General features: G+C 59.1%; 19 protein-coding genes. 11 read left to right on the forward strand and 8 right to left on the reverse strand.

From position 1 onward, the window contains the following. Positions 1 to 19: 19 nt before the first annotated feature. Both ACFDAU_RS12820 and ACFDAU_RS12825 read right to left on the reverse strand, forming a co-directional pair. Positions 20 to 784 (reverse strand): 3',5'-cyclic-nucleotide phosphodiesterase, encoded by a 765-nt coding sequence (locus ACFDAU_RS12820; protein WP_413437287.1) that lies wholly within the window; start codon positions 782 to 784, stop codon positions 20 to 22. Further along, entirely contained in the window at positions 781 to 2,313 is a 1,533-nt protein-coding gene (locus ACFDAU_RS12825) for a CHAD domain-containing protein (RefSeq protein ID WP_413437288.1), read from the reverse strand. Before ACFDAU_RS12825 ends, ACFDAU_RS12820 begins: the two co-directional genes overlap by 4 nt. 92 nt (positions 2,314 to 2,405) lie before the next feature. On the opposite strand from ACFDAU_RS12825, the gene ppk1 reads away from it, so the two are divergent. Next, positions 2,406 to 4,475 (forward strand): polyphosphate kinase 1, encoded by a 2,070-nt coding sequence (gene ppk1 / locus ACFDAU_RS12830; RefSeq protein WP_413437289.1) that lies wholly within the window; start codon positions 2,406 to 2,408, stop codon positions 4,473 to 4,475. Between the two features lie 6 nt (positions 4,476 to 4,481). Here the strand turns inward: ppk1 and ppx are convergent, their stop codons facing one another. The 4 genes from ppx to ACFDAU_RS12850 all read right to left on the reverse strand — a co-directional run bounded on the left by ppx (position 4,482) and on the right by ACFDAU_RS12850 (position 8,757). Continuing rightward, positions 4,482 to 5,978, reverse strand: coding sequence for an exopolyphosphatase (gene ppx / locus ACFDAU_RS12835; RefSeq protein WP_413437290.1), 1,497 nt, complete (start codon positions 5,976 to 5,978; stop codon positions 4,482 to 4,484). Between the two features lie 76 nt (positions 5,979 to 6,054). Next, positions 6,055 to 7,284: a nucleoside recognition domain-containing protein gene (locus tag ACFDAU_RS12840; protein WP_413437291.1), complete on the reverse strand. Its 1,230-nt coding sequence runs from the start codon at positions 7,282 to 7,284 to the stop codon at positions 6,055 to 6,057. 3 nt (positions 7,285 to 7,287) lie between these two features. Further along, the gene (locus tag ACFDAU_RS12845) at positions 7,288 to 8,211 is read right to left on the reverse strand and encodes a CobD/CbiB family protein (protein ID WP_413437292.1); all 924 of its coding nucleotides are present in this window, start codon (positions 8,209 to 8,211) and stop codon (positions 7,288 to 7,290) included. Positions 8,212 to 8,226: 15 nt separating this feature from the next. Beyond that, positions 8,227 to 8,757 carry a hypothetical protein gene (locus ACFDAU_RS12850; protein ID WP_413437293.1) on the reverse strand — a complete coding sequence of 177 codons (531 nt, stop codon included), beginning with the start codon at positions 8,755 to 8,757 and terminating at the stop codon, positions 8,227 to 8,229. Between the two features lie 109 nt (positions 8,758 to 8,866). Between ACFDAU_RS12850 and ACFDAU_RS12855 the strand changes: the two genes are divergently transcribed. From ACFDAU_RS12855 to ACFDAU_RS12900, 10 genes are all read left to right on the forward strand, one after another. Further along, on the forward strand, positions 8,867 to 9,817 hold the full coding sequence (locus ACFDAU_RS12855) for an MBL fold metallo-hydrolase (protein ID WP_413437294.1): 951 nt from the start codon (positions 8,867 to 8,869) through the stop codon (positions 9,815 to 9,817). A gap of 1 nt (position 9,818) precedes the next feature. Continuing rightward, positions 9,819 to 10,670, forward strand: a complete 852-nt coding sequence (locus ACFDAU_RS12860; protein WP_413437295.1) for a secretin N-terminal domain-containing protein — start codon at positions 9,819 to 9,821, stop codon at positions 10,668 to 10,670. A gap of 341 nt (positions 10,671 to 11,011) precedes the next feature. Then, positions 11,012 to 11,437: a c-type cytochrome gene (locus ACFDAU_RS12865; RefSeq protein ID WP_413437296.1), complete on the forward strand. Its 426-nt coding sequence runs from the start codon at positions 11,012 to 11,014 to the stop codon at positions 11,435 to 11,437. A 38-nt stretch (positions 11,438 to 11,475) separates the two neighbouring features. Next, a complete protein-coding gene (locus ACFDAU_RS12870) occupies positions 11,476 to 12,876 on the forward strand; it encodes a cbb3-type cytochrome c oxidase subunit I (RefSeq protein ID WP_413437297.1) in 1,401 nt (466 codons plus the stop codon). 48 nt (positions 12,877 to 12,924) lie between these two features. After that, positions 12,925 to 13,506 carry a cytochrome c oxidase subunit 3 family protein gene (locus tag ACFDAU_RS12875; protein WP_413437298.1) on the forward strand — a complete coding sequence of 194 codons (582 nt, stop codon included), beginning with the start codon at positions 12,925 to 12,927 and terminating at the stop codon, positions 13,504 to 13,506. 11 nt (positions 13,507 to 13,517) lie between these two features. After that, positions 13,518 to 13,787 (forward strand): cytochrome C oxidase subunit IV family protein, encoded by a 270-nt coding sequence (locus ACFDAU_RS12880; RefSeq protein ID WP_413437299.1) that lies wholly within the window; start codon positions 13,518 to 13,520, stop codon positions 13,785 to 13,787. Positions 13,788 to 13,802: 15 nt separating this feature from the next. Next, positions 13,803 to 14,621, forward strand: a complete 819-nt coding sequence (locus ACFDAU_RS12885; RefSeq protein WP_124704785.1) for a CbbQ/NirQ/NorQ/GpvN family protein — start codon at positions 13,803 to 13,805, stop codon at positions 14,619 to 14,621. Between the two features lie 10 nt (positions 14,622 to 14,631). Next, positions 14,632 to 16,446, forward strand: a complete 1,815-nt coding sequence (locus ACFDAU_RS12890) for a nitric oxide reductase activation protein NorD (RefSeq protein WP_413437300.1) — start codon at positions 14,632 to 14,634, stop codon at positions 16,444 to 16,446. A gap of 606 nt (positions 16,447 to 17,052) precedes the next feature. Continuing rightward, positions 17,053 to 17,451, forward strand: a complete 399-nt coding sequence (locus tag ACFDAU_RS12895; protein WP_413437301.1) for a group II truncated hemoglobin — start codon at positions 17,053 to 17,055, stop codon at positions 17,449 to 17,451. A gap of 20 nt (positions 17,452 to 17,471) precedes the next feature. Further along, positions 17,472 to 17,855, forward strand: coding sequence for a rhodanese-like domain-containing protein (locus ACFDAU_RS12900; RefSeq protein WP_413437302.1), 384 nt, complete (start codon positions 17,472 to 17,474; stop codon positions 17,853 to 17,855). 45 nt (positions 17,856 to 17,900) lie between these two features. Here ACFDAU_RS12900 and ACFDAU_RS12905 read toward each other — a convergent pair whose 3' ends face one another. Together ACFDAU_RS12905 and ACFDAU_RS12910 are read right to left on the reverse strand one after the other, a co-directional pair. After that, a complete protein-coding gene (locus ACFDAU_RS12905) occupies positions 17,901 to 20,138 on the reverse strand; it encodes a putative bifunctional diguanylate cyclase/phosphodiesterase (protein WP_413437303.1) in 2,238 nt (745 codons plus the stop codon). Positions 20,139 to 20,229: 91 nt separating this feature from the next. Beyond that, entirely contained in the window at positions 20,230 to 20,484 is a 255-nt protein-coding gene (locus ACFDAU_RS12910; protein ID WP_413437304.1) for a hypothetical protein, read from the reverse strand. Positions 20,485 to 20,488 lie beyond the last annotated feature (4 nt).

Consider the following 20,488-nt stretch of genomic DNA (forward strand, 5'->3'; position numbering starts at 1 on the left):
GCGCTTCCTTGTTACGGAATTAAAACCGGAAAGCTTCCCAGGCTCGAACCGGGCGCGGATGCCAGCGCCCGGCCAGCGCAGCGACCTCGTCCAGCACTGCGCGTTGCTTGCCCGGCTCCAGATGGGTGATCAGGATTTCCGCCGTGCCGGCAAGACTGGCGAGACCCTGGGCCAGCAAGCCCGCAGTCATATGGCCGAAACGCTGTGCCGCCTCGCGTTGGCGCTCCGCAAAAGTGTTTTCGATCATCAGGTAACGCAAATTTTCGATGGCGCCAAGCGCCTCCCAGAATGCCACACTATAGCCGGTGTCGCCGCTGAACACGAAACTGCCCTGGCCGCTATCGATGGCGTAGCCCACCGCGGGTACCGAATGCGCTGCCGGCAGCGCCGTCACCATTGCACCCGGAATGGCAAGGGTTTCCCCGAGGCGGATGGGCAGGCAGCGGATATAGGGCGCATCGGGATCCGGCAACGCCGTGTAATCCGGCCACAGTTCGCCGTTGAACAGATTGCGCCTGAGGATGGCGAGGGTTTCCGGCAGGGCATACACCCTGAGCGGCCCGCTGCGCAAGTCGAGCGTGGCATCCGCCAGCAGGGGCAAAAATCCGCAATGGTCGAGGTGCGAATGGGTGAGCAGCACACGTTCGATGCGCGCCATTTGCGCCAGGGACAAATCACCCACGCCGGAACCGCAATCCACCAGGGTGTGCTGATCCAGCAGCAGCGCGGTGGTACGCAGCAGACCACCGATGCCGGCGCTGGCACCGAGCACGGTCAGTTTCATATTGGCTTCCTCCAGAACGGGCGGGATTTTTTCATGCGCCGCCAGACTGGCTCCAGTTCATCGATTCTGGCCAAGACCCGGCTTTCCACCCAGCCCTGCACCACACCGCATGCCCAGGCGCGATTGACCGCACGGCGGCCACGCAGATTACTCAACAAGCGACCCGCTACTGCAATGTCGTTCAGCGCGCCCAAATTATCCTGCAGGGCGGCCAGGTTTTTTATATAGGCCCGCGCCACTTTTTGCGGGTAGAGTTCAGCGAAAAACTCGGCGGCGTAGCGCTGTTTTTTTGCGGCAATGCGCAAGCGGTGGCGTGCCGCCGGATCCAGCCGGACAAAATGCCGGCCACGCCGCAATAACTGGCGCTGACGCCGATCCAGCACCGATTCGGCCAAGGCGGTGGCGGGACTGCCTTGCCAGGCAGAGCCGATCCGTTCCATTGCCTGCTCCCATGGGCGCAGCAGCAACATCCGTCCGGCTTCCAGCAGCAGGCGCGTCAATCGGCGTGACGAGACTGCCGCAATCATCGCGGCGCGCGCTGCCTCCCGACGCAATTGCGCGCTACGGGCCAGGCTTTGCAACGACTGGTCGGGCATGGCACGCGTCAGCGGCGGCAAAGTTTCCGTCACGAATACATCCCAGTCCCGCGCCGGGCCCAACTCACTCATCAGCCAGCGCAACGCCTCCCGTAATGGCGCCAGCGCCGGATCGGGCAAGGCCGGGGCAAACACCGTCAATGCCGAACGCAGCCGGCGCACGGCGACGCGCGCCTGATGCAGGTATTCGGGGTCGGATTCGTGGATGAGACCGGCCAGATTGGCGGTGAACTGCTCCAGCCCGTTTTGCATCACAACCACAAAAGCATCGGCCACATGCATCTCCGGTTCCAGGCCTGCCGGCCCGGCTTGCACCGGCCGGGCCGGCAGGTGCTGGAACAGTGCGTAGCCGCGTTCGGCCTTGCTCAGCGGATCAGGATACAGATCGAAGTCCGCCGCCAAATCCAGTGCCAGGTCATACAGCGCGGCCGGCTGGCCGGATTTCAGTTCGAGTTCTACTTCGCAAATCGGCTGGCTGCGTCCTCCCCCGCTCACTTCACCCAGATCCAGGGCCACTTCGATGCTGCCACCCCCGGCTACCGGCAATGTCCAGGCGTCGCGCCAGAAATGCGTTTCAAACACCGGACGCAGTCGGGCCAGCCGGGCAGGAGTCAGTAACTTCCTGACTTCAGGTGCGGCGAAGCGCTCGGGTTCCGGCGCCTCGCTGCGGGTAGGCGTTTCCCATTCCGGCCGTTGGTGGAGTCCGCCTGCCGAGCCACCGCCGATCTTGACTGTCTGTATCCAGCCGCGCCCCACCCGGCGCACGCGCAGGGCAGCCCGGGCGCGCATCAGATCGAGTTCCGGGGTATCGAAATACACGCTGACCAGCCGTCGCCGCAACGGTCTACCCGCTCCAGCCAGCAATGGATGGCGTTTCAGGCGGGCGGCCTGTATTGGCGGGAGGGCGAGTTTGAGCTCGATTTCTACTGTCATGGTTTTGTCATATAAAAGTCATATAAAGGCGGGCTGGTACCTTTTGGCCGCGCATATAAACGATATTAGCTTTACTTTGATAATATGTTGCCATGACCACATCCACTCCCGAATATTTCCTCAACCGCGAGCAGAGCCTGCTTGCTTTCAACGAGCGTGTGCTGGCACAGGCAGAAGATCCCGATGTGCCCCTGCTGGAACGGCTGAAGTTCATCTGCATCGTCAGCAGCAATCTGGATGAATTCTTCGAGGTGCGTGTGGCCGAACTGAAAGAGCACATTGCACTCGGCTCTTCCTCTGTGAGCACAGACGGACTCAGTGCGCGGCAAACTTTTCGCGATGTTGCTCCGCGCGCGCATGCTCTGGTGGAAAAACAGTACGAAACCCTCAATCAGGCCATCCTGCCGCAACTGGCCGAACAGGGTATCCGCTTTTTGCGGCGCACCTACTGGAACGAAGAACAGGCAGCGTGGATACGCGCCTATTTTTTTCGCGAGCTGATGCCGGTATTGACGCCCATCGGGCTGGATCCGGCCCACCCGTTCCCGCGTGTGCTCAACAAGAGCCTGAATTTCGCAGTGGAGTTGTCTGGGCGCGATGCTTTCGGGCGCAATTCCGGTGCGGCGGTAGTGCAGGCGCCACGCTCATTGCCGCGCGTGATCCGCATGCCGGAAGAAATTGCCGGTTGCGAATACGGCTTCGTGTTCCTGTCTTCCATCCTGCATGCTCACGTGGGCGAGCTGTTCGCCGGGATGACGGTGCAAGGCTGCTACCAGTTTCGTGTCACGCGCAATTCCGACCTGTTTGTGGACGAGGAAGAAACCAAAAACCTGCGCCAGGCACTGCAGGGCGAACTGCCCCATAGACACTACGGTAACGCAGTGCGGCTGGAAGTGGCGGATAACTGCTCGCCTAAAATGGCGGATTTCCTGCTCGCACAGTTCAATCTTGAGCGCGAGGATTTTTACCAGGTCAATGGCCTGGTCAACCTCGTGCGACTAATGCAAATACCCGATCAGGTGGATCGGCCCGACCTGAAATTCCCGCTGTTCATCCCCGGCCTGCCCAATCAGCTGACCAAGCCCGGCGACCTGTTCAGCGCCGTGCGCCGCGGCGATATTCTGCTGCATCACCCGTTCCAGTCGTTCCAGCCGGTGATTGATTTTATCCGCCAGGCGGCAGACGACCCGCAGGTACTGGCGATCCGCCAGACGGTGTACCGTACCGGCACCGATTCGATGCTGATGCAGGCTCTGATGGCCGCCGCGCAAAGCGGCAAGGAAGTGACCGTGGTGGTGGAACTCATGGCGCGTTTTGACGAGGAAGCCAACATCAACTGGGCCGCCAAGCTCGAAGAAGCCGGCGCACATGTGGTGTATGGCGTGGTAGCGCACAAGACCCACGCCAAAATGGCACTGGTGGTGCGGCGCGAGGACACCAAATTGCAGCGTTATGCGCATCTGGGCACCGGCAATTACCATGCCCGCACCGCACGCCTGTATACCGATTTTGGCCTGCTCACCTGTAACGAAGACATCTGCGCCGATGTGAATGAAATCTTTACCCAACTCACCGGCCTGGGCAAGGCGTCGCGTCTCAAACACTTGTGGCAAGCTCCATTCACCCTGCATAGCCGGGTCATCGCTGCCATTCAGCGTGAAGCCGAACATGCACGTAATGGCCTGCCCGCCACCATCATCGCCAAAATGAATGCGCTGCTCGAACCGGATGTCATCCGCGCACTGTACGAAGCATCGCAAGCCGGGGTCAAAATAGAGCTGATCGTGCGCGGGGTGTGTGCGCTGAAGCCGGGCCTGCCCGGCCTGTCGGAAAACATTCGGGTACGCTCGATCATTGGACGATTTCTCGAGCACTCCCGCATTTTTTACTTCCGTGACAACGGTGCCGAGCTTGTTTACCTGTCCAGCGCGGACTGGATGGATCGCAACTTCTTCCGGCGCATTGAAGCGTGTTTTCCGGTGCTGGAGCCGCGCCTGAAAAAACGCGTCATCGCCGAAGGCCTGAAGCCTTATCTGAAAGACAACCAGCAGTCTTGGGAAATGGATCAGCAGGGCACATATCACCGCCGCATCCGGCGTCGTGCGCAGCCTTATGGTGCGCAGCAGGCACTCCTGGAACTCTTGGCGCAACCCGTGGCTTGATTCGTTTCAACCGGGATACGTCAGCTTTATCCCGACCGCCTGTAAATCTTCCATTTCTTCTTCCAGCGCAGTCGCGGTCAGCGGGTTATCCGCCAGCCAATCTGACGCGAGAGAGAGCTGGCAAGCCGGAGCGCGACACTCCAGACGCAGTTCGGGCAGCGCCACATCCGCACGGCTGCGGTAGAACAGCACAGCCAGACGCAACGCAAGTACCGCGTGGCGTGTCGCTGGATCGGCCGGCTCCGGGCTATCGTGCTGGAATTCAGGCAGTTTGTTCAGGCTGCCGCGCTGTGCACGCACCAGGTGTGCCAGCAGCGCCTGATCCATGCGCGAAAAACCCGGCATGTCGGCGTTGGCCAGGATATACGCGCCGTGTTTATGGTAGCCGGAGTGGGCAATCGAGATACCGATTTCATGCAACTGTGCCGCCCACTGCAAAAATGCGCGCAGGTTGGCCGTGCCGGTCACCGCATCCGCCTGCAACTGGTCGAACAGCCTGACGGCCAGCGCGGTCACCCGCTCTGCCTGGCGGGTATCCACATGATAGCGGCGCATGAACTGCTCCACGGTAGCGACACGCATGTCGCGATGATGGAAACGCCCCATCAAGTCGTACAGCACACCCTCGCGCAGGGCGCCCTCTGCTACGGTCATATGCTCGATCCCGAATTCGGAAAACACGCCGCTCATGATGGCAAAGCCCCCGGCGATTACCGGCTTGCGGTCGGGCTTCAGACCGGGCAACTCGAGTTTATCCAGGCTGCCGGCGCGAATCATCTGGGCGCGCAACGCCGCCAGGCCTGCGCCGGTGATGCCGGTTTCGGCCCAGCCATTCTGCATCAAAATGTCAGCCAGCGCCCGTGCCGAACCGCTCGACCCTACCGCTTCGCGCCATTGTCCGGCGTAGCTGGCGGCGATGGTCTGTGCTTCGGCGCGGGCCGTGAGTTCGGCCTGCTTGAGGCCATGTTTGTCAATGCGTCCGCCCGGGAAAAAACGCTGGGTGAAATTGACGCAGCCCATGTGCAGGCTCTCCGTCAAGCGCGGGGTGTAAGCCTTGCCGACGATGCATTCGGTGGAACCGCCGCCTATGTCCACCACCAGCCTTGGCTGGTTGCTGGCCGGCAGGCTGTGCGCAACGCCGATATAAATCAGGCGTGCTTCTTCGCGTCCGGAAATCACTTCGATCGGGTAGCCCAGTGCAGTTTCCGCCTGTTCCAGAAATTCCTGTGCATTTTCCGCGACGCGCAGCGCGCTGGTACCCACACAGCGCACTGCGCCGCGCGGCAGATCGCGCAGACGTTCACCAAAACGTTTCAGGCAATCCAGTGCGCGCTGCTGAGAGGCTGCATCGAGATGCTTGTTCGCATCCACGCCCGCCGCCAGCCGTACCGGTTCCTTGAGCGCATCCAGCGGATAAATCTGGCCGTCCACCACCCGCGCCATCTGCAGCTTGAAGCTGTTGGAACCCAGATCCACTGCCGCCAGGATTGAATATTCGTTCATTTCACCGCATCAATCTCAGAAAAAATTCGCCGCATAGCCTGTTAGGAAAAACCCCAACATTCTCGGTGCCAACCGGCTACCCGAAAAACAGATAGGTCACTGCAATCGCCGCGATCAGTCCGCCCAGATCCGCCAGCAGGCCACAGACGACCGCATGGCGCACGCGCTGGATGCCGACGGCTCCGAAATAGACGGCGAGCACATAAAAAGTGGTTTCGGTACTGCCCTGGATCACCGAAGCAAGACGTCCGGCGAAGGAATCCGCGCCGAAGGTGTGCATGGTGTCGATCATCATCGCACGCGCACCGCTGCCGGACAGAGGTTTCATCAACGCCGTCGGCAACGCATCCACGAAACGGCTGTCCCAGCCCAGCATGACCACGCCGCTACGTATGCCATTCATCAACAAATCCAGCGCTCCGCTGGCGCGGAATACGGCAATCGCCACCAGCATCGCAACAAGATACGGGATAATGGTGACGGCGGTATGAAAACCATCCTTGGCGCCCTCGATAAACGCCTCGTAGGCGTTGACCCGGCGCACCGCAGCACCGCCGATGAACAGCGTGACCAGGCCGAACAGCAATACGTTACTCACCAGCGCCGACTGGCGCAACATCTCCGCCGCAGGCAGGTGCGCGAAATACGCTACCAGTCCGAACACTGCGGCGCTGATCGCGGCAAGATAGCCCAGCACCACGCGATCGAGCAGGTTGATGCGCTGGTAAAACGCCGTCGCCAGCAAGCCCGCCATGGTCGAGCAATAGGTGGCGATCAGGATGGGAATGAACACATCCGTGGGGTCGTGCGCCCCGGCCTGGGCGCGGTAAGTGAAGATAGTCACCGGCAGCAGCGTGACTGAGGATGCATTGATGACCAGAAACAGAATCTGCGCGTCGGAGGCGGTTTTTTTGTCCGGATTGAGCGTCTGCAATTCCTGCATGGCCTTGATGCCGATCGGCGTGGCCGCATTATCCAGCCCCAGCATGTTGGCCGCCATGTTCATGGTGATGGCGCCCAAGGCAGGGTGGTTGCGCGGGACATCGGGGAACAGGCGCTGAAACAGCGGCGTCAGCAGCCAGGTCAGTCCTTGCAGAAATCCGGCCCGCTCGCCGACACGCATTACGCCCAGCCACAACGCCATCACGCCGGTCAACCCCAAAGCAATTTCGAAGCCGTTTTTTGCCGCATCGAACGCTGCTTTCATTACCAGCGCAAAACTGTCGGCCTGACCGAAAAACACCAAATTGACAGTGGCGAAAACAAACGCAATAAGAAAAAACCCGATCCAGATTGCGTTCAGCAAAATTTATCCCGCCAGCTTGGCCAGAGTAATCAGCAGCAAGGTCAGCAACCACAAACCGAGTACGCGCCAACTCAGGCTTACTGCGCTGTTCAGGTATTGCGCATCGGCACTGTCGCCGAGGCCAAGCTCCGGACGTTGCAGCCGCCCTCCCGCAGCGCTGATCGGTAGCCCCAGGCGCACCCCGAGCGCACCTGCACCGCTGGCCAGCACAATCCCTTCGCTGGCATCCGGCCAGTCCTGCGCCTGAGTGCGCCAACAGTACATTGCGTCCTCGAAATCACCCGCCACGGCAAAACTCAGCGCGGTAAGTCGTACCGGAATCCAGTTGATCCAGTAATACGCGCGTGCAGCAAATTCACCAAACCGCCCTGCGCCGTTTGAAGCCCCCCACTTGCGACCGAGAATCGACGCCAGGCGAAACAGAACCGCGCCCACCGGCCCCAATGGCGACAACAGCACAAAGCATACTATCACCCCGAACATCTGCCGATGCGCACTCTCCAGCGTGCGTTCGGTGGCGAGCCGTGCAATGTCGTCGGCATTCAGCGCGCTGGCATCCAGGCCGCGCCATTCGGCCAATTCCTTACGCGCCGCGTCCAGATCGCCGGCTTCCAGTGCGCGCGCGATGCGCTCGCCGACTTTGCTGAAATACTTGAAGCCCAGCGTCACATACAGCACCAATGCACTCCACACCCAGGCCAGCAGGGGGCTTACGGCTCCCAGCAGGAAATACACCACACTCACCGTGATCAGCACGGGCAATATCGTCACCAGCCAGGCAAACACGCCATGCTGATATTGCCCGGTATTAAGCTGCCGTTCGATGTATTGGGCATAGCGCCAGAACGCCAGGTAATGCGGGAGCGGGTGGCCGAGCGGCCGGAAGTATTCAAGGAGCAAGGCGGCCAGCAGAGAGAAGAATGTCATCGTGCCGCCTGCTGGCTAAATCGGCATTTCCACAGTGAGCACGCCCATCTGGTTGATGGATTTTCCTGGCACATAAATCTCCACTGTAGGCATCCGGATATCCTTGCCGCTGGATTTAAGATAATCGTGCAATGCCTGGTAGGCGGTACTGGGGGCCAGCAACATGCTGGCCTGCACGCGCGCCTCAAGCACCGGCCGTGCAGCAATATCGCCCACTTGCAGCGGCGCTTTGATGGCGACGCCGCGGCCCAGCAAATAGCCGACATGTGCGCGCTGAGCACTTTTCTGCGTGGTGCGCGGATCGTCGTAGAGAATGGTAATGGGTGCGCCCGGCGTGATGCCCTGGGCGCGCAGCGCATCGGCAACCTTGATCTGGATGTCGGGTATCTTGCCGTAATCGCCAATGTGTTCGGCATAGACATAATGATAGGGGCCCGCCACTGTCTGTACTATCGTCGCCCGGTTGAATCCACCCCACCACCAGAACACCAGCACAATCGGCAATACAAAAGCCAGCACGAAAGGCAGCCAATTCTTCTTGATCAAAACATATCCTTAATGAAGCTGTTTACACGGTGGGAAGATACCATACCGTGGCGCCTGCTGTCGCGCGTACAATACCCAAAAAGCACGACAATACAAGGAGGACACACCCATGAAAATACTCGCCGCACTATTCCTGAGCTGCCTCGTTACGTTCGCATATGGCGCGCAATACGCCGCTGTCGGCGTCAAGGTCACACCGATCAAAGTGGGTGCGCATAGCTATTACGTGCAGGGATTATCCGGGGCAGCCTCTTCGGCCAACGAAGGTTACATGTCCAACGCCGGGTTTGTTGTCACGCCGGCCGGCGTGGTGGTATTCGACACACTGGGCACACCCTCCCTGGCAGCAGAGATGGTCAAACAAATCCGCAAGATCACCACACAACCGATCAAACGCGTCATCATCAGCCATTATCACGCCGACCACTACTACGGCACACAGGTATTCAAAGAGCTGGGTGCCGAGGTATGGGCGCACAAAAACGGCCAGGGTGCGATCAATACCGACGCTGCGGCCGACCGCCTGGCGCAGCGCAAGGAAGTGCTGTTCCCGTGGGTAAATGAAAATACACGACTCACGCCGGCCGACAAATGGCTGGACGGCGATGCCGACTTCGAGATGGGCGGCGTTCATTTTGCGTTGCGTTTTGTCGGCCCGGCTCATTCTGCCGAGGACATGGCCATGCTGGTGCAGGAAGACGGCGTGCTGTACGCGGGCGATCTGGTCTTCAAGGGCCGCGTGCCCTTCATCGGCGACGCTGACAGCAGGGCCTGGCTGGCGTCGCTCGACAAGCTCATCGCATTAAAACCGCGTGTGCTGGTACCGGGACATGGCGCGGTTTCCAAGACGCCGCAGACTGACTTGGCCCTGACCCGCGATTATCTCACTTACGTACGGACCACGATGGGTAAAGCGGTGAACGATCTGGTGCCATTCGACGAAGCCTACGCGCGTACCGACTGGTCAAAATACGCCAAACTGCCGGCTTTCGCTCAGGCCAACCGCCCTAATGCCTACAATACCTATCTGTTGATGGAAAAAGAGTCAATGGAGAAATAACGTGCGTAAGTTGGCTCAGCTCATGGTCGTGATATGCCTGCTACCGACTCTGGCGCTGGCCAACGGGATGGAAGTTCTCACCCTGCATAACCGCAGTGCGGATGAAGTACTGCCGGCATTGCGCCCGCTACTGGAACCCGGCGGCGTGCTGACCGGCGTCAACGACCAGATTATCTTGCGCGCCTCCAGTGCCAATCGCGCGCAGATCAAGGCTGCGCTTGCAGCACTCGACAAACCGGTACGCCAGTTGCTGATTTATGTCAGCCAGCACCGCCAGCAAAACAGTCAGCGGCACGAATTGGCGGTCGGCGGTCACATTGGACACGGCGATTCGCTACAGCTGGATCAACCCGCTTCTGGTCACGACGGCCTCAATGCCCGTATCCGCAGCGGCAACAGCAGGTTTGACGCGCGGCTGGACGAGCGCCAACACAACCGCGGGGAACAAGTCCGCCAGATCGTGCGCGTAGCCGATGGCGGACGCGCCTATATTCAGGCCGGCGTATCGCTGCCCATGCTATTGCATCAAGTCTATCTGTCGCCCAGCGGGGCGATTATTTCGGACAGCACGGTGTATCGCGACATTGGCAGCGGTTTTTACGCCACACCGCATCTCCATGGCCAGCGCGTGACGATGGAAATCAGCCCGCAGATGGATAGCCCGGCAGCCAATGGAGCAATCAACGTGCAACGGCAATACACGACAATCGCCACCCGGCTTGGCGAGTGGACGCAACTTGGCGGCACCGACACGCAAGGAAATCAGCAAGACAGGAATTTGCTCGGTCATACCGGTGGCAGTAGCTCTACCCAGGGCAGTATCTGGGTAAAAGTTGAAGCAGTGCCGCAATAAGCGCAGCAACATCAGGCCGGACAGCGCGGCCTCTTCAGCCAGGCAATGCGGCAGCCGAAACCACCAAATCCAGGGCGATTGAGGCATGCCTTGGTAATTCTCCCTTTTCATTCTCGTTTCCCCTTCGTAGCGTCAAACCATTAGCAGATACGTGAGTCCGGCCGAGCCGCCAAAGCCGAGTCTTTCAGCGTAATCGCATCGCCCTCCTGGCCGCAGCGTCAAGGCTATCCCTGAACTTCCATTCGGCAATTCAAGCCCGCTTGACCTAGATCAAGGAACAATAGATGTATTTAAAATACAGTTTAACTGCACATCTTTTTTCAACGCCCAAGGAGCCGAACATGCAACAAGTCTTCACCAAAGCGATGGCCCGCAATATTTTTCTCGGTGGCGCGGTATTTTTTCTCGCCATTTATCTCGCGCTTACCTATGACACCTGGCAACGCATCCCGGAACGGGACCACGCGGACAAAATGACTTCCGCCGTGCTGCGCGGCAAATATTTACTCGACAGCAACGATTGCATCGGCTGCCACACCGTCAACGGCGAAGGCGCTTATTTCGCTCCGGAACTCGGCAACGTCTACAAACGCAGGGGGCCAGAATTCATCAAGGCGTGGATACAGTCGCAGCCCACTGGCGTGCCGGGAAGAAGACAGATGCCCAATTTCCATTTCACCCAGAATCAACTGGACGACCTCGTGGCTTATCTGCAATGGCTTTCCAACATCGACACCAACAAGTGGCCGCCCAATATCCAAGGTTGATTGGACTCCATTCTCCCGCAACGAAAAAGGAAAAAATCATGAAATACCAGTCTCAAAAGGTGGCTAAACCCTACTTCATCGCCGCGCTGGCCTTGTTTGTCGGGCAGATCGTGTTCGGGCTGATCGCCGGGCTGCAGTATTTGCACGGAACCTTCCTGTTCCCTGAACTGCCCTTCGACGTCACGCGCATGAGCCACACCAACCTGTTGATCGTATGGCTGCTGATGACCTTCATGGGCGCCGCTTACTTTATCGTTCCGGAAGAGGCGCAAACCGAGCTTTACAGCCCCAGACTCGCGCTGGTCACTTTCTGGGTATTTCTCATCGCCGCAGCGCTGACGATAGTCGCTTATCTTTTCGTGGATTATGCTCATCTGGCGGCAATAACCGGCAACGCAATTTTGCCCACCATGGGCCGTGGCTACCTGGAGCAGCCGCTGCCCACCAAGGTCGGCATCGTACTGGTGGCGTTGTCGCTGCTGTTCAACGTGACCATGACCCTGATCAAGGGGCGCAAGACCTCCATTAACCTGATTCTGGTGGGCAGCCTGTGGGGTCTGGCGCTGCTTTTCCTGCCCGCCTTTTACTTCCCGCACGACACCGTGAAAGCCAGCTACGCGTGGTGGTGGGTCGTGCACGGCTGGGTCGAGGGAGACTGGGAATTGATCCTGGGCGCCCTGCTCGGCTTCATTCTGATCAAAATGACCGGAGTGGACCGCGAGATCGTGGAAAAATGGCTCTACATCATTGTCGCCATGACGCTGATTTCCGGCCTCATCGGGATCGGGCACCACTATTACTACACCGGCGCACCCTCGTACTGGATCTGGCTCGGTTCGATCTTTTCCGCCCTCGAGCCCATCCCGTTCATACTGCTCATCGCCTTTTCCTTCAAGATGCTGATGCAGCGCCGCCGCGAACATCCGAACAAGGCCGCCATGCTGTGGGCGCTCGGCACGCCGATCATGGCCTTTCTCGGCGCGGGTTTGTGGGGCTTCATGATCACCCTGGCGCCGGCCCAATACTATATGCACGGCACCAATTTCACTGCGGCTCACGGGCATCTGGCTTTCTTCGGTGCCTATGCAATGATCTCCCTGGCCATCATTTCCTATGCCATGCCCTTGCTGCGCGGGCGGACAGCCAACAGCGCTACCGCCCAGCGCTGGGAAATGGCGGGATTCTGGATCATGGTGCTCAGCATGCTAGGCATCGCCCTTGCCCTCACCGGCGCGGGTATCGTAACGGTCATTCTGCAACGCGCCGCGGACGACCCAATGCCATTTATGCAAGTGCAGGACAAGGCACGCGTGTTCTTCTGGGTGCGCGAATTCGCCGGCGTTGCCTTCTTCATCGGCTTGCTGGTTTATCTGCGGAGCTTTTTCATTGCGGGCGAATACGAATACGCCAGCGAAATGAAACAGGCCCTGGCAGCCTGAGCAAAGCACGGCGGGACTGCGGTCCCGTCCATTTCAGGGTGATCCACCATGCATAATGAAGCCAGCGTCGATTCTGCGCAGCCCCTGCCCGGGGATTTCGCAATCTGGATATTCATCTTCGCCGAGCTCGTGGTTTTCGGTGTGCTTTTCGGCGCCTATGCATTTGCCCGCAGCACCCACGTGGAGCTGTTCAACGCTTCGCAACTCACGCTCAACCGCACTTACGGCTTCGCCAATACCTTGATCCTCGTGACCAGCAGCTATTTCGTAGCGCGCGCAACCCAGTCGATCAAGGCGGGACGCGGCACGGCCTGTGGTAACTGGCTGGCTGGCGCGGTCGGCCTGGGCGGCATTTTTCTGATGCTGAAACTGGTGGAATTCCACCAGGATTTCGCGCAGGGCATCAGTCTTTCCACCAACCTGTTCTACATGTTCTACCTGGCCCTCACGTTTTTTCACTTCATGCACGTGGTGATGGGCATGGCGATCCTTGCCGTGGTCACCTACAAAGCCTATGCCGGGCGCTACAGCGCTGCAAACCACACCGGCGTGGAGACCGGGGGCTCCTACTGGCACATGGTGGATCTGGTCTGGATCATCCTGTTTGCGCTGGTTTACGTGATTCATTGAAAGGACGACCGATGAAACTGCTTCAAGCCATTCCGTTAAGACCCTGCACCGCCTCCTGGCTTTTGCTGCTCGGGCTCACCACGATCACTTTCGAACTGGGTTCAAACGCCCCCAGCCAGGCACTCATGGCAGCGGTGCTGGCGCTCACGCTCGTCAAGGGGCAACTGGTGGTGAGTTATTTCATGGGCCTGCGCCGTGTGCGCCCGGTGTGGCGCCTGGTCATGGCCGCGTATCTGGCCGCTGTCGGCGGTGTCATCGCCATTGCCTATCTCACCGCTTAATCAAGGAGCCCTCCCATGTCCGTTACCTCGATCGCCCGGGCCGTCAGAGTGCCCGGCCTCATCCCCCCTTACACGCCGACCGGCGATGAGATCGCCGTCTTCGAACTCGCCTATCGAAACCGTCTGCCGGTGCTCATCAAGGGCCCGACCGGCTGCGGCAAGACGCGCTTCGTCGAACACATGGCGGCGCGACTCGGACGTGCGCTGTATACCGTATCCTGCCACGACGATCTGTCCGCCTCGGACCTGGTGGGCCGTCATCTGATTGACGCTTCCGGTACCTACTGGACCGACGGCCCGCTCACCCAGGCAGTGCGTCACGGCGGCATCTGCTATCTGGACGAGGTGGTGGAAGCGCGCAAGGACACGACGGTGGTGCTGCACGCGCTGTCCGACGACCGCCGCATTCTGCCCATCGACCGTACCGGGGAGATACTGGAGGCGCCGCCGGAATTCATGCTGGTCGTCTCCTATAACCCCGGCTACCAGCATTTGCTCAAGGGTCTGAAACCCAGCACCCGCCAGCGCTTCGTGTCCCTCGCCTTCGGCTTTCCGGAAGCTGCGCGCGAGGCCGAAATCGTGGCAACGGAGTCTGGCGTCGACCCCGCCACCGCCAAGCGTCTCGTCACCCTCGCCAACGCCCTGCGCAGCACCGCCGATCACGACTTGGAAGAAGCGCCCGGCACGCGCCTGATCGTCGACGCGGCGAAGCTGATTGCCGGCGGCTGCGACCCGCAGGTGGCATGCCGCGCGGCCATCGTGGAATGCCTTTCCGACGAGCCGGAGATCACCCGCGCGTTAATGGTGGTGGTCCTCGCGATTTTCGGCAACTGAGGGTCAGGCCATGGAAGAACAGGTCGGCATCGCCTGGCACCGGCTGATAAACCGCCTGGCCGCACGCCGCTTTCCCGAAGCTGCGGTCGAGCTGGCTAGCGTCTCCCGTGATGCCGCGTTGTTGTTCCGCGCCCTTGGCGGAGACCACGGTGTGGCTGTGCAGGCGGGGGCGCAAACGCTCCACGGCGCCAGGCGTTCGCTGCTGGAGCGTCTGGCCGGCAGCGCGCGCAAGGTGGATCTCGCCTGGGTGGATCATCAGGCGCTGCAGCTGCCTCCGCTAATCGATGCCTTTCCCGCAACCAGCCTGAACCGCGATCTGTATTTCTGGCTGGCCGCCCTGTGCGCCGTCGATCCGCAGCCACATCTGCCGTGGCTGGCCAGAAACCAGGCCGCCGTACTCACGATAACCCGAGGCTACCCCGGCCTGGCGGCAAGCTATGGCCGGCTGGTGGAAGCTGAGATCGCGCGCCGCCCGCCAATCAGCAAGCTGGCCCCGGATGAAGCGCAACAGGAACAGGCGATCCGTGCCGCGCTGCGCAAGCCGGGTAGCGTCGCGGCGCTCCCCGCTGCGCGGCGCCCACCCCATCCTGTCTTGCTGTGGCTGCGCCCCGAACTGCCCGCCAAAGGCAAAAAGCCGCACCCGGATAAATCGCCGGATCAGCCTTCCCAGGCGGCGAGCGCGCTCCAGTCGGATAAAAAACGCCGGCTGGCCGAGCACACGGAAATGCCGGAACGCAAAGGCGGTCTTCTGATATTCCGGCCCGAATCGATATTCAGTTGGACCGAATACGCGAAAGTCGAACATGAAACCAAGGAAAACGAGGATCAGGATCTCGCCCAGGCGGCGGACGATCTGGATGTGATCGCTATCGCGCAGGACCGCAGGAACATTGCCAAGAAGCTCAGCATGACCCTCGATCTACCCGTGACAGAGGGTGATGACACCCCTCTGGACGTAAACAGGATGCTGCCCGAGTGGGACTACAGAACGCACACCCTGAAAGCGGACCGATGCCGGGTCAACACGATCCCCCTGACGGATACCAAACCATGCGCGCTTCCCGAGCATCTGAAGCGCGACCAGCAACGCCTGCGGCGGCAGTTCGGCGCGTTGCTACCGGTTCGCCTGCGCCTCAAGGCACAGCCTGAAGGCAACGACATTGATATCGATCCATATATCCGCCACCTCGCCCACAATGCGGGTGCTGAAACCCGTTTTTATCTGGACCAGCGCAAGCGCGAGCGCGACCTGGCTTGCCTGCTACTGGCCGACCTGTCGTTATCCACCGAGGCATGGGTAGGCGAAGAACGGCGCGTAATCGATGTCATCCGCGACAGCCTGTTCCTTTTTTCCGAGGCGTTGTCCGTAACACGCGACCGCTTCGCGCTGTATGGCTTCAGTTCCCAACAACGCACCGATGTGCGCTTCCATACCTTGAAAACTTTCAATGAACCTTACGATGACACCGTGCGCGGCCGCATCAACAGCATCACCCCCGCGTATTACACCCGCATGGGCGCAGCCATCCGCCATGCCACCGAAATCCTGGGGCGCCAAAAAGCCCGCGAGCGCCTGCTGTTGTTGCTCACCGACGGAAAACCCAACGACGCCGACCTGTATGAAGGCCGTTATGGCATCGAAGACACGCGCAAGGCCCTGATCGCCGCAAGGCAGCAAGGTCTGCGTCCGTTTTGCGTGACCGTCGACCAGGAAGCCCACGAATACCTGCCGCATATTTTCGGCAAGAACAATTTCATCATTATCCACAAACCGTCGGAACTGCCCGCCAGACTGCCGCTGCTGTATGCCCAGTTGACCCGCTAAACGCGCCGACGGTGAAAGGATGCGCGGACTCAACGCGGAATAACGCCGCAACTCAGCGCCCGCATAGAACCCTAAAGCAGTTTTCAGTGTCTCAAATGCACGATGTGTGCTCGCCATCATCCAGCATAAGCAGGATAATATCGGCTGCCCAATAAACCTAAAAACGGCGATTTCTCCACGGAAAACACGAAAGACACGAAATAAATCAATACATTGCATTGATCCTGAAAAAATCAGTTAGCCACAGAGAACACAGAGTTCACAGAGGCAACGGGGTTCGCAGGGATGGGCGGCTTGTCGCCCAACTCGCAAAAACAATTGTTGCCGTAAATATCGGCTTCTCCCATCGGGTGAAGCGGAAAAATAGGTGGAAACCTCTTCATCTCTGTGTTCTCTGTGGCTTGAATCGCGGTTTTTAGGTTGATTTAAGCCATTCACCCATTGGGTGATGATCTACAGCTTGTTATCGCTTTGAATATTTTTGTGCTTATTGTGTTTTTCGTGGACAACTGCTTTTTCTAGGATAAATATGATGCTACCCATCCACGCCTGAGTGAGTGATGCTGCTACGGCCACTTACCAGCGCAGAGACAAACAGGAAGACCCATGCAAGCTGAAACCACCATGCCCACCAGCCATTTCGACCGTATTGGCGGAGCAGACAAGATACGCGCATTGGTCAGACGTTTTTACCAGATCATGGATGAGCTGCCCGAGTCTTACGGTATCCGCAAGCTGCACGCCGAGGATCTGCAGGGTTCGGAGGACAAGCTGTTCAAGTTCCTGTGCGGATGGATGGGCGGGCCGCAGTTGTATGTGCAAGAATATGGCCACCCCATGCTACGCCGCCGCCATCTGCCGTTTGCGATCAGCGCATCCGAGCGTGACCAGTGGCTGCTATGCATGAACACAGCCTTGCATGAGATAGTCCAGGATCAGCAACTGCGCGACGAACTGTCTGCCGCATTTGCCAAAGTGGCCGACCACATGCGCAATCAACACTAATTTTTTACAGGAGAAACCCTATGAGCATGACGCCTCAACAACTCGTCGAAGAAGCCAAGGCCCAGATCGGGGAAATCGATGCCAACAGCGCTGCCCAGCGCATTAGCGCAGGTGCCGTGGTGATAGACGTGCGCGAACCGGCCGAATTCGATGCCGGATGCCTGCCCAATGCAGTGAACATTCCACGTGGCGTGCTGGAATTCAAAACCGGCGATCACCCGGCTCTGGCCAACAAGGACGCCGAACTCCTGCTGTACTGCAAAACCGGTGGCCGCTCTGCGCTCGCCGCTCTCAGCCTGCTACGCCTGGGTTATGCCAAACCGGTATCCGTGTCAGGCGGGTTTGAAGCCTGGGTGAAGGCGGGCCAGAAAGTGGTAAAAGACACCACCAATTTCGGGGGTTAACCCCACCCTCCAGTCCGTACACGGTACGCCTGGTCATGATAGACATCAGGCCTGGGCGTGCTGTCCGAATAGTTCGGCATAATCTTCAGCGGGCAGCGGCATGCTGTACAAGAATCCCTGAATCTCATCGCAACCATGTTGCACCAGAAAATCGCGTTGCCCGGTCGTTTCCACGCCCTCTGCGATAACGACGATATTCATGCTGTGGGCAAGCTGGATTATGGCTGAGACAATGGTGGTTGCTTCATTATCGCTTTCCAGCGCATGAATAAAGGATTGGTCTATTTTTATCGCATCGATCGGGAAGCGCTTGAGATAGCTCATGCTGGAGTAGCCGGTCCCAAAACTGTCAATGCATAAATGCACGCCACGCTGTTTGAACGCCGTCAGGATTTTCAGGGTCTGGCTGGCGTTGCTCATGGCGGTAGTTTCGCTAATCTCGAGTTCCAGCTTATTGGCTGGCAAACCTGTTTCCTGCAGTATCTGATCGACCACCAGCAGCAGATCAGGCTGAGCAAACTGGCGCGCGGAAAGGTTCACCGCCACGCGCTGCATGTCCAGTCCCGCATGGCACCAGGTCGCCATTTGCTGGCAGGCCTCGCGCAGCGCCCACTCCCCTACTGGTTCGATCAGGTTGGTAGCTTCGATGTCTGCAATGAAGCGATCCGAACCAATAATGCCGCTGCGCGGGTGGCGCCAGCGCAGCAGTGCTTCAACTCCCGTGACATGATCCTTGGCAATATGAATTTTGGGCTGGTAATACAGCTCGAATTCGTGATGCTCCAGTGCGCGACGCAAACCGCTTTCCAGCGACAATTGCCGTTTACCGGCGACATTCATGCTCGAATTGAAATACAGGAACCCGCCATGCTGCCGTTTGGCACGGTACATGGCGGTATCAGCCTGGCGCATTAGTTCCTGAGCATCATCCAGAACAGTCGTACCACCCGTAGTGGTGACCGAACCGCGCAACGCGCTGATGCCTATGCTTGCAGACATGATGTAATCCCGTCCGAGCAGATTGATCGGTTCGTTCAGCGTTTCCAGTATTTTTTGTGCAACCGAAGCGGCAGCGCGGGCAGCCTGATTGCCGACGACCAGCACGGTGAACTCGTCCCCGCCCAGGCGGGCAACGTAGTCCTCGTTACGCACACCAGCCTTGATGCGCGCCGCAACAATCCGTAACAGTTCGTCGCCAGCCTGATGGCCGAGCGTGTCATTAATATTCTTGAAGTGGTCGAGATCCAGATAAAGCAGAGCAACATTACCCCCATGACGCTGGGCATGGGCTGTGACGTGATCAAGATACTCCTGAAACGCAGCCCGGTTGGCAAGTCCGGTCAAGGGATCGAAGCGTGCCAGTTGATCCAGGCGCCATTCTGTAAGCTTGCGTTCGGCAATTGCCGCCCCCACCAGCAAACCCGACAGCGCGATCATGATCAACATGATCTGCAAATTCACCAGCAGCGGATAGGCAACGTAGTCAACCAGCGCGCCATTGTTCATCAGCGTAGGCGTAATCGCCAACATTGCCGCACACAAGGTAATCAGCGTTGTGGCAAGCAGCCCCAGGCGCAATGCTGCCCAGATCACGAAAACAAACAGCAGGTAGTGCCCGCCGTTGAGGCCGGGAGGAATATCCAAACCGATGATTGGCAAGCTGGTCAATATCAGCATGAGCGCCAGCACTGCCCCCGTCTCGACAGACGGGGCCGAATATTTACCCGTTCGCCAGGCGTGCCAGCCTACCATGATCGGTGGCGCAAACAACAGGAAACCGATAATGTCGCCCAGCCACCAGTTCCATCCCTCCCGCCACAAGTGTTCGTCAGGCAACTGGCCCGCCATCGCCAACGCGACCATGCCCACCGCAGCACCCACCAGACAGGCAATCGGTGCGGCGAACAAGGCCAGCTTGATTACGTCGCGCACGCGCTCCAGGCCGGATTGGAAGGTGTCGAAACGATTAAGCAGCCACACTGCCAGAACAACTTCCAGCGTATTGCCCGCACCGATCACCAGTGCGGCGGACCAATGCAGATCGATCCAGTTGGCGATAAACGCCCCCAGCAAGATACCAGGCCAGAAACGCCTGCCAAACAGCACCAGCGCCGCCAGCGCCACGCCGTTGGCAGGCCAGATGGCGCTCATTTCGGGATGCAGGAAACCTGCCATCCAGAAACCAAGCCGCGCGGCCAAAAAATAGGCTGCAGCAAGACTCAGCATGCCGGCCAACAGGCGCATACCGGAAACAGATTCAGACGGTATCCAGAATTTTTGCATGTCTTATCGCATGCCCAAGGCGGGCACTTTCGGATGCATGGCTAATTGTAGTGCGCGGTGATTCTGAAGCGACGACCTAATTCAAACGCCGCTACGACATCGCATCAATATGTGCTTTAACCGCTTCCAGCGATTCGCGCAACGTGTCTTCTGATAAGTGATTGAGGCTTTCTGCCAGTACTTCTGCGGCCTGCAGGGTCTCTGCTGCAAGGCTGGCGCTGTCGATTTCGGCGACGAATGCGGCGGCGGCACCTGTCACACGGAGTAGCGTATCGCGCTCGCGCATGAGCATTTCTACCTCATCGCGCAGCATGGCGGTTTCCTGGTGGTTTTGTGTATTCAGCATGTTA

Origin of the sequence: Sulfuriferula sp. GW1 (assembly GCF_047300855.1) — a bacterium.
Classification (GTDB): domain Bacteria; phylum Pseudomonadota; class Gammaproteobacteria; order Burkholderiales; family Sulfuriferulaceae; genus Sulfuriferula.

What these genes read in the sequence shown, in the direction of transcription:
- ACFDAU_RS12820 (WP_413437287.1), bottom strand. Translation starts at nt 784, where the DNA reads ATGAAACTGACCGTGCTCGGTGCCAGCGCCGGCATCGGTGGTCTGCTG.
- ACFDAU_RS12825 (WP_413437288.1), bottom strand. Translation starts at nt 2,313, where the DNA reads ATGACAGTAGAAATCGAGCTCAAACTCGCCCTCCCGCCAATACAGGCC.
- ppk1 (WP_413437289.1), top strand. Translation starts at nt 2,406, where the DNA reads ATGACCACATCCACTCCCGAATATTTCCTCAACCGCGAGCAGAGCCTG.
- ppx (WP_413437290.1), bottom strand. Translation starts at nt 5,978, where the DNA reads ATGAACGAATATTCAATCCTGGCGGCAGTGGATCTGGGTTCCAACAGC.
- ACFDAU_RS12845 (WP_413437292.1), bottom strand. Translation starts at nt 8,211, where the DNA reads ATGACATTCTTCTCTCTGCTGGCCGCCTTGCTCCTTGAATACTTCCGG.
- ACFDAU_RS12855 (WP_413437294.1), top strand. Translation starts at nt 8,867, where the DNA reads ATGAAAATACTCGCCGCACTATTCCTGAGCTGCCTCGTTACGTTCGCA.
- ACFDAU_RS12865 (WP_413437296.1), top strand. Translation starts at nt 11,012, where the DNA reads ATGCAACAAGTCTTCACCAAAGCGATGGCCCGCAATATTTTTCTCGGT.
- ACFDAU_RS12870 (WP_413437297.1), top strand. Translation starts at nt 11,476, where the DNA reads ATGAAATACCAGTCTCAAAAGGTGGCTAAACCCTACTTCATCGCCGCG.
- ACFDAU_RS12875 (WP_413437298.1), top strand. Translation starts at nt 12,925, where the DNA reads ATGCATAATGAAGCCAGCGTCGATTCTGCGCAGCCCCTGCCCGGGGAT.
- ACFDAU_RS12880 (WP_413437299.1), top strand. Translation starts at nt 13,518, where the DNA reads ATGAAACTGCTTCAAGCCATTCCGTTAAGACCCTGCACCGCCTCCTGG.
- ACFDAU_RS12885 (WP_124704785.1), top strand. Translation starts at nt 13,803, where the DNA reads ATGTCCGTTACCTCGATCGCCCGGGCCGTCAGAGTGCCCGGCCTCATC.
- ACFDAU_RS12890 (WP_413437300.1), top strand. Translation starts at nt 14,632, where the DNA reads ATGGAAGAACAGGTCGGCATCGCCTGGCACCGGCTGATAAACCGCCTG.
- ACFDAU_RS12895 (WP_413437301.1), top strand. Translation starts at nt 17,053, where the DNA reads ATGCAAGCTGAAACCACCATGCCCACCAGCCATTTCGACCGTATTGGC.
- ACFDAU_RS12900 (WP_413437302.1), top strand. Translation starts at nt 17,472, where the DNA reads ATGAGCATGACGCCTCAACAACTCGTCGAAGAAGCCAAGGCCCAGATC.
- ACFDAU_RS12905 (WP_413437303.1), bottom strand. Translation starts at nt 20,138, where the DNA reads ATGCAAAAATTCTGGATACCGTCTGAATCTGTTTCCGGTATGCGCCTG.
- ACFDAU_RS12910 (WP_413437304.1), bottom strand. Translation starts at nt 20,484, where the DNA reads ATGCTGAATACACAAAACCACCAGGAAACCGCCATGCTGCGCGATGAG.